This is a genomic window from Legionella fallonii LLAP-10 (assembly GCF_000953135.1).
Lineage (GTDB): Bacteria > Pseudomonadota > Gammaproteobacteria > Legionellales > Legionellaceae > Legionella > Legionella fallonii.
Genome location: NZ_LN614827.1, coordinates 3,562,992 through 3,575,635 on the forward strand (window position 1 = coordinate 3,562,992; position 12,644 = coordinate 3,575,635).

The window sequence follows — 12,644 nt, forward strand, 5'->3', positions numbered from 1 at the left end:
AAAGTTTCCTTGATAATAAAAAATATTTTGCAACGGGAGTGATCAGTGGTTCTTTCTCTATTCTTAGTAGCCCTTGGTTATTTAATGGGATCTTTCTGCTCAGCAGTTATAGTATGCCGTTTATTTGGCTTGCCTGATCCTCGCGAAGAAGGATCAAAAAATCCTGGGGCAACCAATGTGCTCCGCCTTGCTGGCAAGCAATATGCCGCCCTTGTAATGCTCGCTGATCTCCTCAAAGGAACTATTCCTGTACTTATAGCCAAGGTGTTCGAAGCCGATGCGGTTACAGTCTCTTTTACTGCTCTAGCTGCTGTTGTCGGCCACATGTATCCTGTTTTCTTCGAATTTAAAGGAGGAAAAGGTGTTGCTACCGCGATAGGTGCTTTATTAGGTTTTTACTTTATCATTGGAGTCATGGTTGCAATCACCTGGTTGCTAATAGCTAAATTCAGTCGTTATTCTTCTTTAGCGTCTATAACGGCTATTGGCCTATCCCCATTTTATACTCTACTACTTATAGGCCGACAGGACATTCTTCCACCATTATTCATTATGGTTATCCTAATTCTATTCAAGCATAGAAATAATATTACTCGACTTATTGATGGAGTAGAGCCCAAAATAAAATTAAAATCCAATGTGATGGAACGAGTCATAGAGCCAGAACTGCATACAATGCATACGGAAACAGAAAAATCAACAATAGAAGAACAATTGCCCTTATTAAAAGAAGAAACTCCTGTAAAGGCAATACAGTCACAACAACCCAAGACTAAAAAAATAGCTAAAACAAAAGAACCTATTAAAAAAAGCCAGGCTGTTAAGCCCAAAACCAAAAATACTGATCAAACGGTGAAATCAGTAAAAAAACCGGTAAAAAAGACAGTAAAAAAAGCTACTCCAAATAAAACTAAAATAAATAAAACTAAGGAGACATAATCCGACTATAATTACCATTACATACCCTTAATGAAGGAGAATAATGGTATGAAAATCAATTTTAAGTTTACTACGGATGTACTTAGTCATTGGCCTCAAATATCTTATTTAAGGCTGGATTCTATTGAGTTTATTATCGAAGACTATCCAGGAGACCATGAAGCTAGTACTCGCCTAAAACAAGGGTTTCCCGAAGCCGACTCAGATGGTGAACCTGTTGTCCGTGAAGCAACAAATAACGACTCTCCTGATAATTGTCTGGTAATGGATGGTGCAGGTTATAGAATAGATTTATTAGACTCGATGTGGTCCGCAAGAATCATCGACCTTTTATCTCGCTGCAAAAAACTATTTATCACCGACTCCGTAAGCTCAGAACAAGAACATAACTTACAAGTTTTTGAACAATACCTAAAGAATTTATCTATTGAGATTGAAAACCTTAAAACACAATATCTGAACACAGAGTTTTTAGAGATCATTACTGCTGATTGGCATAGAAGTTTTCGTTACGCCCAAGAATTGTTGCAGAACCCAGAAAATACTTCAGAAGAACCTTCTAGGCTGTACGATATATTAATGCATAATATTGATGAGCTTAAGAAAGTACTCACTAAACTAGAAGAAGATTATCCACAAGATGAAGGGGATATTATCTCATTAGAGCAACGTTATTCTGCTTGCTCTTCCCCTCAACGACTCAGTGTTAATTTGTTTAAAGCCGTAACTCAAAATTGCATAGAAGAACTTACTCTATGTGCGAATAAATTAAGTCCCGATTACTATAGAAATGCGATTCACCAATATGAAACTCAATTCACTGAATTATTATCCCAATTTCCAGGCTATGCAGGAGAAAAAGCCGCTCTAATTCAAAGAATACAACATTACTTTATTCCCAGTGACATTGACTCATGTGAGCGAAAAGAACTATGCAAAATATGTTCTAATCTCAACCGTATGCACGACATTATAACTAATATCTCCAAATATCAGGCATTAAATGAAGATTCATTTAATGGTTTAGAAATGATATTTCTCTTGGCTGATGATGAGCCTAATGAAAAAATAATTCAAATTCATAACCAGATGACCTCTCTTTTCCAGTTAGGCCTTGTAATGCCAGAAACCATTACCCCTCTTTTTCTATTTGGTTCCTCATTCCCAGACAAATCGTGTCCAGCTCGAACGACAGCCACTGGTTATGCATTTTTTGGTGCTGCAAGTCGTGATGAAGATAGCTATAAACGCATGTGGACTATTTACAGTATTGGAGCAGAACATCTACTTGCCGCAACAATAAATGAGGGTAAACCCTTACAAGAACAATTGAGCCTTGCCGCTGATATAAGACAGCGTATAGCTATTTACAGAAAAGAGTCTAATAATCCTTATAACTTTGGTGGTGTTAGAATAGGAAAGTCACTACAAGATACCTATTCAAATGACAGTACATCAATAATCAACACGTCTTTATTTCCTACAGTGGCTCGAATAATTTCACAAAATTATGATCTCCCCGCTTTGATAGCAGAGGCCTCTAGTAAAAGCCAATCAAAAAACAATATATTTACTATTACCCTCATAAACAAATTGGCTTTTCAGCTTGATGGCGGAGAGGAAATAGAGCTTCCAGATCAAGAAATGCAATTGACCATAAAACAAAATCCTAAAAAACTATTAACGCCTCTGCAAGTCAGTGTACAATTTTCTGAGTTAGATCAAGAAACCTTTGAAAGAATGCTTCGTTTTTTTGACGAGCACTTTCTCGCACGATGTAAGAGCAAAGAGTTGAATGACGAAGAATTTGTAACGGAATTAGGTAAACTCGTTTTCCATCTGGTCCGCTCTTATCCTTATCATCGAGGGACAGCATCCATATTACAATGGGTAACCAGAGGTATGATTTCCAATTTTACCAATGGGATTGTTAATCTAGGCGACATTCGTTTAGGTGATAGTAGTGAGTCTACGCAAAATATTCCCTATGATGTTTATGCTCATCTGGTACAAAGTCCTGAAGTCTATGCAGAAGCATTTACAGCAGCTGTCTTACCTCTTTTTACAGCCCATTACGCACCAAGTCGATCTTTTGCCAAGGGCTCAGGCTAATGGCCAGCGTGCTTTAACTTCTATTCCAATCCCTGAATCCTTTTCTCCGCACAACATCCTGAGACAACCCGCATAAGCAACCATAGCCCCATTATCAGTGCAGTATTCAAGAGCAGGAAAATAAACCTGTCCATGAATATTTTTTATCCACTCCTGTAAAGCCAATCGCAATGCTTTATTAGCGCCGACGCCACCAGCAACTACCAAGCGATTACAAGCGGACTGTTGTACTGCTCTTTTACATTTAATAATTAAGGTATCCACTATAGCTTGCTGAAATGCCTTAGCAATAGCTAAACGATCTTGTTCTTCCTTGCCACTGTTATTCCAAGTTGTTAGGGCATGAGTTTTTAGTCCACTGAAACTAAAATCTAACCCCGGCCTATCAGTCATAGGACGAGGAAAATGATAAGGAGTTGTGGCGCATTGATCAGCAAGGGAAGCCAACACGGCACCGCCGGGATAAGGAATACCCATTAATTTAGCTGTTTTATCAAAAGCCTCACCTACAGCATCATCGAGAGTATCACCTAGTAAGTCATATTCTCCTAAAGCGTTTACCTTAATTAATTGGCAATGCCCTCCGGACACCAAAAGAGCAATGAAAGGAAACTCCAAAGAAGGGGTTTCCATTTTGGCAGCTAATATATGAGCCTCTAAATGATGGATGGCTAAAGCTGGTATACCTAAGGCGTAAGCCAAGCTTTTAGCAAAGCATGACCCTACCAATAAAGCACCAATTAAACCAGGACCTGCTGTATAAGCGATGCCATCTAGATCTTTTTTACTTAATTGAGCTTCCGAAAGTACCTGATCGACCAAAGGCACTAAATAATTCACATGGTCTCTAGAAGCAAGTTCCGGCACAACTCCGCCATGCACACTATGAGTTGCAATTTGTGAATGCAATGCATGGGCTAATAAACCAGCCTGCGAATCATAAATAGCCACTCCGGTCTCATCACATGAAGACTCTATACCTAATACCCGCATAACCAACCTCAAAATCATAATAATGTCATAATAAAACCCTGGGGTTTATATGGCGTTATTAATACATCATTTAAAATAGTTTGCATTATACCACAAGCTCATTTAATCACGTTCAAGACTATTATTTGGCTAAATTTCCATCTCAACGTAACTTTAAGTTAATTTAACTTGACGATTATTAAAACTAGCACTAGAATTGCCCACCTATATAGATCAAATAACCAGAGGACTAGTTTAATGCCTACCGTTCGTGTAAAAGAAGGCGAGAACCCAGAATATGCATTGCGTCGATTCAAACGCTCTTGTGAAAAAGCCGGTATTTTAACCGAATTACGCCGTCGTGAATTTTATGAAAAACCAACTGCTGAGCGTAAACGTAAACAAGCAGCTGCAGTAAAACGTCATCTGAAAAAGCTTTCTCGTGATACATCTTCACGACGTTCTATGAAGCATAGACGTAAGTAATTGTATCCGGTTTTTTGCTAAAAATAGCGAAATAATCTGATCGCCGAAGTTCAGGTCACATTTATGTGGCCTTTTCGTTTTGAGGAAATAAAAATGACTATAAAAGAACGTCTCAATAATGATATCAAAGATGCTATGCGTGCGAAGGATAAAAACCTACTCACCACATTACGTTTAATTACTGCGGCAGTGAAGCAGATTGAGGTAGACGAGCGTATTGAAGTGGGTGAAGAGCGAATGCTGGCCATTCTAGATAAAATGACTAAACAACGAAAAGAATCTATCGCTCAATATGAAAAAGCAAATCGTGATGATTTAGTTGCGCAAGAGCAATTCGAACTTAACATTATTTCACGCTATCTCCCTGAGCCTTTATCCGCTGCAGAAATAGAACAATTAGTTAAAGAAGCCATAGCAGCAACTGGCGCTGAAAAAATGGCCGATATGGGTAAAGTGATGGCACAGCTTAAAACCCAATTACAAGGGCGTGCTGATATGACCCAAGTGAGCGCCTTAATTAAGGCCAAATTGAGTTAATAATTACTATGTCTGGCTTAATTCCGCAGCCATTCATTGATGATCTTCTCCATCGAACAGATTTGGTAGAGTTAGTTGACAGCTATGTTCCTCTAAAAAAAAGAGGAACTAGCTACGTTGCCTGCTGCCCTTTCCATAATGAAAAATCCCCATCCTTTAATGTAGTCGCTAAAAAACAGTTCTATCACTGTTTTGGCTGTGGTGCCTCAGGAAATGCAATTAGCTTTATAATGAACTATCAAAATGTGGGCTTTATTGATGCTATTGAAACTCTAGCTGCTCGATTAGGTCTGACTGTACCGCGCGAAGGGCAAGCAGAAAAAAATAACACCTCCACTGATCTTTATAAACTGCTCGGTGAAATCAATACTTACTATCAAAAAAAATTAAAATTCGATGGTCAAGTGGCAATAGATTACTTACGAGGTCGAGGACTAAGTGGGACTATAGCCAAGTTATATCAATTAGGTTTTGCTCCAGAAGGCTGGCATAACCTGGAAAAGGCATACCCTCGTCACCAAAAAGAACTCATTGCAACAGGAATGCTCATTAAAACAGATGACGGTAAGATTTATGATCGTTATCGCAACAGAATCATGTTCCCTATTCATGATCGCCACGGGCGTATCATTGGTTTTGGCGGACGAGTTCTAGATGCCGAACAAAAACCCAAATACCTCAACTCTCCTGAAACCGTAATTTTTCAAAAAAGCCGCGAGCTTTATGGCTTACATCAAATATTAAGTCAGCAAAAAACGGTAAATAATATCATTATTGTCGAAGGATATATGGATGTTATTGCCCTAGCGCAACACGGTATTTTCAATGCTGTAGCCACTCTGGGCACAGCAACAAGTACCTATCACATTCAATTATTAGCCAAACATACGAAGCAATTGATCTTTTGTTTTGATGGTGATGCTGCAGGAAGACAAGCCGCGTGGAGAGGACTAGAGAGCAGCCTACCCCACCTCAATGAAGGATTAGACGCTAGCTTCATGTTTTTACCTGAAGAACATGATCCTGACAGTCTGGTTAGATCGGAAGGAAAAGAAAATTTTTTAGCGCGCCTGCAACAAGCAACTCCCTTGCACCGTTTTTTCTTTGATACCCTGACAAAAGACCTGAATTTGTCAAGTCGCGGAGGCAAAACTCAACTCATCAATCTCGCGAAACCATTGTTACAAAAAATGAGTGAAAGTTCTTATAAACAATTGCTTATAGATGATTTGGCACGATTAACTCATATAGAAAATCACAGGCTTAATCTCCTCATTACTGAAAATTCAGAAATTAAATCGCAAGAGAAATTAACTACTATTACCCGCACACCGATCCGACTAGCCATAGCGTTACTATTACAAAGCCCAGAAATTTACACACAAAGTGCGCCCCATATTAATCCCAAGTTACTTGACGACAAAGAACATCATATTTTGCTACAATTATTGCAACAATTAGCAGATGATCCCCAAGCAACTACCGCTACTTTGATAGAGTCATGGCGTAACAGCGACTATTTTGATTCCATTAATAAGCTCGCGGCCTGGGATCATCAAGTTCCGGAACAAGAATTAATTAAGGAATTTATTGATATCTTATTATTTTTACAAAAACAAAATAAGGAACTATTAATCCGTCAATTAATTGAAAAATCACGCCTAGTTGGCTTAACTGAAACAGAAGCACTGACTTTGCGTGAAATGCTAAAAGAAAAACATACTCAGAACTGAATGGATATATTTACTTATAAGTCAATCTGACCGATTATTTGCCTCATGTTGAAAATTGGTATACCCTGTTATATGGAAGGTTTTTTATTTTTTTGTTTTTGTTTTCACCTTATCTAGGTTCAATACCCACCAAGGAATCTATATAAAAATATTGATTATTCAACAAGTTATTATTAATTATTACTGATTGACTACTCAATTAAGTGTTAACAAATAGTAAAAAATAAAACCTGAACTACTGGTATGTTGCGGTCAGCCAGTTTATAATTTAAACCTTTTTGTAAATCCTAATTATCCCTGAATAAGAAGTGCCTATGACCATGAATGACCAAGAACAGCAGAGCTCACAGATAACTAAAGTCATCAGCCTGGGAAAAGAACAGGGTTACTTGACTTACAGTCAAATTAACGACTTACTACCTAACATAGTAGATACAGAACATTTTGATGTGATTATCAGCATGCTAGAAGGCATGAACATCAAAGTATTTGAACTACCACCTAGTGAGGACGAGTTAGCACTTCTATTAAATACAGAAGAAGTGCCAGACATAGAAGAAGCAGCAATGGTACTTGCTTCTGTGGATAAAGAAACAGGACGAACTACCGATCCAGTACGCATGTACATGCGTGAAATGGGAACAGTAGAACTACTGACCCGTGAAGGTGAAATTCGCATAGCCAAACGCATTGAAGAAGGTATTTACCAAGTTCTTAAGTCTTTGGCTCATTACCCAGAAACGGTGCAATTGGTTCTTGACGATTATGATCGCTTCAACGCAGAAGAAATCCGTCTTAGTGAAATCATTAGCGGCTTTGCCGACTCTGACGAAGAAATTGCCCCTGCTGCCAATATAGGCTCTATGCTTAATGAGGATCAACAAGAAGAAGTCATTATCAATCTAGATGATGAGGAAGATGAAGAAGGAGAAGGAGAGGGTGGTTTAGGTGAAGTTGATGACGGCCCAAATCCTGAACAGGCTAAAATTTATTTTGATGATTTGCGCATCCACTATAATGATGCCATTAAGACATTAAAAGAACATGGTCGTACCAATCCCAAAACAATTAAAATGCTGGATGCGATGTCTGACTCCTTCTTGAAACTTAAATTAACGTCAAGACAGGTAGATAAATTAACGCGTCATTTCCGTCAATTGCGTAATCATATTCGTGAATTTGAACGTGGTATAATGCGTCTTTGCATAGAAAAAGCAAGAATTCCACGTAAATTATTTATTGATACCTTCCCAGGCCAAGAAACTGATCTCAAATGGCTGGAGGCTTTGGTAGCAAAAAATGGCAAAAAACTCGATGTACAACGTATAGAAGAATACACCGATGAAATTCTTCGTCTACAATCCAGATTAGCTTCTTTTGAAATAGAGTACGGATTAAGTATTAGTGAAATTAAAGACATTAACCGTAAGATGTCTATAGGTGAAGCTAAAGCCAGACGTGCTAAAAAAGAAATGGTCGAAGCAAACTTACGTTTAGTAATTTCTATTGCCAAAAAATATACCAACCGTGGTTTACAATTCCTTGATTTGATTCAGGAAGGTAACATTGGCTTGATGAAAGCAGTAGATAAATTTGAATACCGTCGTGGTTACAAATTCTCTACCTATGCAACATGGTGGATTAGGCAAGCAATCACCCGCTCTATTGCTGACCAGGCACGTACTATACGTATCCCCGTTCACATGATTGAAACCATCAATAAACTTAATCGTATCTCCCGCCAAATCCTCCAGGAAACAGGCCGCGAAGCCACTCCTGAAGAACTAGCGGAAAAAATGGAGCTTAGTGAAGATAAAATTCGCAAAGTCCTAAAAATAGCAAAAGAACCTATTTCCATGGAAACCCCAGTTGGAGATGATGACGACTCTCATTTAGGCGACTTTATTGAAGACAACAACATAGAATCACCTATAGACATGGCTACAGCAGAAGGCCTGAGAGAAGCAACACTGGAAATCTTAGAAACATTAACTCCACGTGAAGCTAAGGTCCTACGTATGCGTTTTGGTATAGAAATGAATACCGACCATACTCTAGAGGAAGTAGGTAAACAATTTGATGTAACCCGTGAACGTATCCGCCAAATTGAAGCAAAAGCGCTGCGTAAACTACGCCATCCATCCCGCTCAGAGAAGCTAAGAAGCTTCTTAGAAGGTGATGAAGGCTAATAAAAAAATGCCGCTGTTAAAGCGGCATTTTTTTATGCGCATCAGAATATTAAAACAAAAATAGTGATCATAATCTGTAGGTCAGATCCCCCACGATCAGGAACGGCAGTTAATGTAAACATTCACATGGGGGATCTGAGCTATTAATGGCATCAACTTAAAAGATGTAACCCGGGTGAAAGCACCGCCGTAGCCCAGGATCAAAATCTGATTCGAGCTTTGAGTTCGGATTACGCATTGCTCCATCCATGCTGTACTAACCTACTCATCTGTCATACAGAGTGCGGCAAAGGAGATCCTTCGTCACAAGCTCCTCAGGATAACAGCGTAGCATTACTGTTGCTACGTTACACCAGCTTGAATTGGCCAATTAACTAAAGCGAATAACAAACACCGAAAATTTTTTTAAAAAGAACATCAAAAAAATTAAAAAATACTAGAACATTACACAAATTAAGTTTACAATGACCACCTCTTCCGGGCCTATAGCTCAGTTGGTCAGAGCAGCGGACTCATAATCCGTTGGTCCTAGGTTCAAATCCTAGTGGGCCCACCAATTAAAACCTTTAAAATCAATAAGTTGCAATCGACTATCCCAACCCCACAAAAACCATTGTGGGCTCTTTCCCATTTAAGGGGGCAGCTTCAATCAACCGCAGAGCACCTTAACACGCACTCTATAATTTTCAAAATTCCTAAAGCCATAAGCTCTACGTTGTATTAGTTTCATCTTTCGATGAAAGCCTTCTGTTATTCCATTCGATTTAGTAAATCGCCACATTCGAGCGACTTCATCTTTCCAAGTAATCAACGTTTTACCTAGAGCAGACAAGGCTTTGAAAGGACTTTGCTTTAACTCGTTGAGCATCTCCAGAAAAACAGGTATTACCTCGCGACACTTCTTTTGATTTAAAGACTTGTTCATTAACAGTTGATGAAGTTGTTGTTGAAATTGATAAATAGCCTCTATGGCTGGATTTTGGGCCAAGAAGGCATCTCGTTTCTTTTGTTTCTCAGGAGTGAGGCGGTCTGCTCTTGTTCTTAATAGTGCGAGGATTCCTCGATTATTTTTGACCTGATGAGACAGTTCTCGATAAGTCATCATGCACTGGTGTTGCATGAGCCGTATGACATGAAACCTATCAGCTACTATAAGCGCATTAGGAAAGTACTTTTTTATCAGTGACCGATAAGTACTGCTTAAATCCATACAAATTACCTTCACTTTTTCTTTGCCGGGCAATTGATTTAAGTAGGTTGATAAGTCCTGCTCACTACGCCCAAGAACCACATCAAAGATTTTATGTTTCCTTAGGTCACATAAAGTAGTAGCAAACCCCTCTTTTTTACTAAAGAAATGCTCATCAATACCTAAGATTTGTGGACAAGGTCTATTGAGTAATTCTTGATGTTCGAGACGATAACGACGTTGGTACCAACGCTCTATGGTCGCTTTCCCTTTTTTATAATAGCTCGCCAAGTCTTTTTGAGACACGCCCTTAGTATGGCTATGGAATACCTCTCCTTGTAACCGTTCAGTGGACCTTTGGTGTTTGGCTATTCCGGGAAATTGCTGATTCCCGTAGCGTTTACAGACTTTGCAATACAACTTATAGGCTTTAAATCGCACTAACGTTCTTCTATGACCGATTAACTCATGGTGAACTTCTCTTATTTTGCTCGACTTCTTCCTTACTTCTTTGCTTTTACAATCGGAACAACGGGCTTTTCGTTGATACACCACATCTAATATTAATGGGTGATAACCACTCACTTTTACTATAGAAAATCCAGGTAAATTTAGGATAAGATTATATCCGGGCACTTTAATCTCCTTTTGATCGCTAAATCAAGGACTTAGTTTAGACTAATTCGATTAAAGTGCCCCCTTAATTGGGGTAGAGCCAGAATAGTGAGTTGTAATCCTACCTGAACGATGCCCAAGTAAATCTTGCCTGTCTTCAAAACTTACCCCCGCAGCTCTCAATCGTCTGCCAAAGGTATGCTTTAAATCATGCACTCTTACTTCAGCCAATTTCGCCTTTTCTCTAGCCTGTCGCCAACCAGTCGATAACATACGACTTAATGGTCGACCTTTATAACTAAAGACATGAGTAGGATGTTTACCTCTCTCCCCTTCTATCACTTCCCAAACTGTTTCGTTACAAACAATCAGCCGTTCTTCTCCGTTTTTGACCAGTTCCCCTGGTACAATAAAAACGATGATGTGTGGCAATTCTGGAATTTGTATTTCCCAATCCCAGCGCAGTTCACATATTTCGCGATCCCGACATCCGGTATTTACGGCAAACAAAGCCATATTTTTCAGATGTTCCGGTAACTGCTGAAACAGTTTATGCTGTTCATCCCAACTTAATGGATAAGGTTTCCTTAAATCTGGTTCAGGTAAAAGTTTTATCTTTGGCGCTGAAAAAACAAATCCCTTCCGTGAGGCACTACTATTCTTAATTTTTTTGACTAGAAAATCGATCGACCATCAACTAGCTAGCTTAGTCTTGAAGAATTCAACTTGTTCAAAAATAACAGACAAAAAGGCTTGCCGATGATCCTGTTCATCGCTCACACTTTTCAGTGCCACATCGCAGCCCATAGTACTAAATATACGGTAAGCTAAAGCTGAGTTACTGAATGGCACATCAGTATCGCCTCGACTACCTACTAACAGTAGGCTGGCTTTTGGTACAAATTGATATCGGTTAAACTCTCGACGCAATTGATCTAAATGTGGTTCTGTTCCTTGCTCAAAAGCTTTAAATAAAGCCGGGTGTAATAAAGCTTGTGAATTTGCAGGTAATGCCGATCGAATGGTATCAACATCATGCTGGCCATCAAATAACCCTGGAATCATTTTATCATAAGGGTGCTGAAAAACATCACTTAAGTCATGCCAATACTGTTGGTAATGATATAATGAATAAAAATAAAATGCTGAATAAAAAGCTCCGTTACCTTGTGCATCAAATAAAACATAAGCCAACGTTTCATCCACATCATAAGGCCCTGCGCCAGGAGCAGCAGCTGTAACTGGTAACTCAGGAAAATCCTTTTCAAGAGCTTCTAAACCGCCATGGTGGAGAATCCGCCCTCTGAATAGCCTACTAAGAGTAATTGGTTGGTAATGGGCACGGATAATTGTTGCGCCAATTCTTTAGCTGCTACTAATGCATCTATACTGGCTGATGAAATTGTTGGTGCGTCGACATAAGGGTGCAAATTTAAAGGACTATCACCATAACCCAAATAATCTGGCATAACTAACATCCAGCCATTGACATTACTAAAAATGGCAGAATAAAAATCATAACCTGGCGAAAAGCCCTGACTAGGTACATCATTATGTAGTACTCGAGTACCATGAAAATACATGACAACCGTCAATGGTTTTGAGTGCGTGGGAAAAGTCACTAAACCCGAAGCTTGAGTTGACTCGCCATCTGGGTCTTTGGTTTGATAAGTAATTTTATATAGCTGACTGTCAAAGTGTGGTTCTTGATTAGAAAAAGGAGGTAGTTGCTTGAGCCTCTGCTGTGCTTGCAGCTTAGTGATGCCACCGAGTAATTGATAATTCAATAAATGAGAGGCATGGGATGCAGTGAATAGCAACAACAACCATATCCCTGTTATCTTGTTTGACAAAAGTCTTGCCATAATAAAT

General features: G+C 39.0%; 10 protein-coding genes, 1 tRNA gene and 1 pseudogene. 7 read left to right on the top strand and 5 right to left on the bottom strand.

All coding sequences use genetic code 11. The features are described 5' to 3' along the window. The first annotated feature begins 45 nt into the window (after positions 1-45). Both plsY and LFA_RS14905 read left to right on the top strand, forming a co-directional pair. Positions 46-939 carry a glycerol-3-phosphate 1-O-acyltransferase PlsY gene (plsY, locus tag LFA_RS14900; RefSeq protein WP_084602204.1) on the top strand — a complete coding sequence of 298 codons (894 nt, stop codon included), beginning with the start codon at positions 46-48 and terminating at the stop codon, positions 937-939. 48 nt (positions 940-987) lie between these two features. Beyond that, entirely contained in the window at positions 988-3,051 is a 2,064-nt protein-coding gene (locus LFA_RS14905) for a hypothetical protein (protein WP_045096880.1), read from the top strand. Here LFA_RS14905 and tsaD read toward each other — a convergent pair. Then, positions 3,043-4,044 (bottom strand): tRNA (adenosine(37)-N6)-threonylcarbamoyltransferase complex transferase subunit TsaD, encoded by a 1,002-nt coding sequence (gene tsaD / locus LFA_RS14910; RefSeq protein WP_045096881.1) that lies wholly within the window; start codon positions 4,042-4,044, stop codon positions 3,043-3,045. The two genes, LFA_RS14905 and tsaD, sit on opposite strands and share 9 nt — an antisense overlap. 237 nt (positions 4,045-4,281) lie before the next feature. Here tsaD and rpsU point away from each other — a divergent pair, with 237 nt between their 5' ends. The 5 genes from rpsU (at position 4,282) to LFA_RS14935 (ending at position 9,524) form a co-directional block, all read left to right on the top strand. Then, on the top strand, positions 4,282-4,509 hold the full coding sequence (gene rpsU / locus LFA_RS14915) for a 30S ribosomal protein S21 (RefSeq protein WP_045096882.1): 228 nt from the start codon (positions 4,282-4,284) through the stop codon (positions 4,507-4,509). Between the two features lie 93 nt (positions 4,510-4,602). Continuing rightward, the gene (locus tag LFA_RS14920; protein ID WP_045096883.1) at positions 4,603-5,046 is read left to right on the top strand and encodes a GatB/YqeY domain-containing protein; all 444 of its coding nucleotides are present in this window, start codon (positions 4,603-4,605) and stop codon (positions 5,044-5,046) included. Positions 5,047-5,054: 8 nt separating this feature from the next. Then, complete coding sequence (dnaG, locus tag LFA_RS14925; RefSeq protein WP_045096884.1) at positions 5,055-6,779, top strand: DNA primase; 1,725 nt, start codon at positions 5,055-5,057, stop codon at positions 6,777-6,779. Positions 6,780-7,093: 314 nt separating this feature from the next. After that, a complete protein-coding gene (gene rpoD / locus LFA_RS14930; protein ID WP_045096885.1) occupies positions 7,094-8,968 on the top strand; it encodes an RNA polymerase sigma factor RpoD in 1,875 nt (624 codons plus the stop codon). 479 nt (positions 8,969-9,447) lie between these two features. After that, a tRNA-Ile gene (locus LFA_RS14935) sits at positions 9,448-9,524 on the top strand. A gap of 93 nt (positions 9,525-9,617) precedes the next feature. On the opposite strand, the gene LFA_RS14940 is transcribed toward LFA_RS14935, so the two are convergent. The 4 genes and pseudogenes from LFA_RS14940 to LFA_RS19610 all read right to left on the bottom strand — a co-directional run bounded on the left by LFA_RS14940 (position 9,618) and on the right by LFA_RS19610 (position 12,637). Beyond that, entirely contained in the window at positions 9,618-10,793 is a 1,176-nt protein-coding gene (locus LFA_RS14940) for an ISL3 family transposase (protein WP_045096886.1), read from the bottom strand. Positions 10,794-10,868: 75 nt separating this feature from the next. Continuing rightward, a pseudogene (locus LFA_RS14945) lies at positions 10,869-11,450 on the bottom strand (site-specific integrase); the annotation flags it as partial. A gap of 15 nt (positions 11,451-11,465) precedes the next feature. Continuing rightward, a complete protein-coding gene (locus LFA_RS19605; protein WP_052673994.1) occupies positions 11,466-11,978 on the bottom strand; it encodes a hypothetical protein in 513 nt (170 codons plus the stop codon). Positions 11,979-12,046: 68 nt separating this feature from the next. Continuing rightward, positions 12,047-12,637 carry an alpha/beta hydrolase family protein gene (locus LFA_RS19610; RefSeq protein ID WP_052673995.1) on the bottom strand — a complete coding sequence of 197 codons (591 nt, stop codon included), beginning with the start codon at positions 12,635-12,637 and terminating at the stop codon, positions 12,047-12,049. Positions 12,638-12,644: the final 7 nt, after the last annotated feature.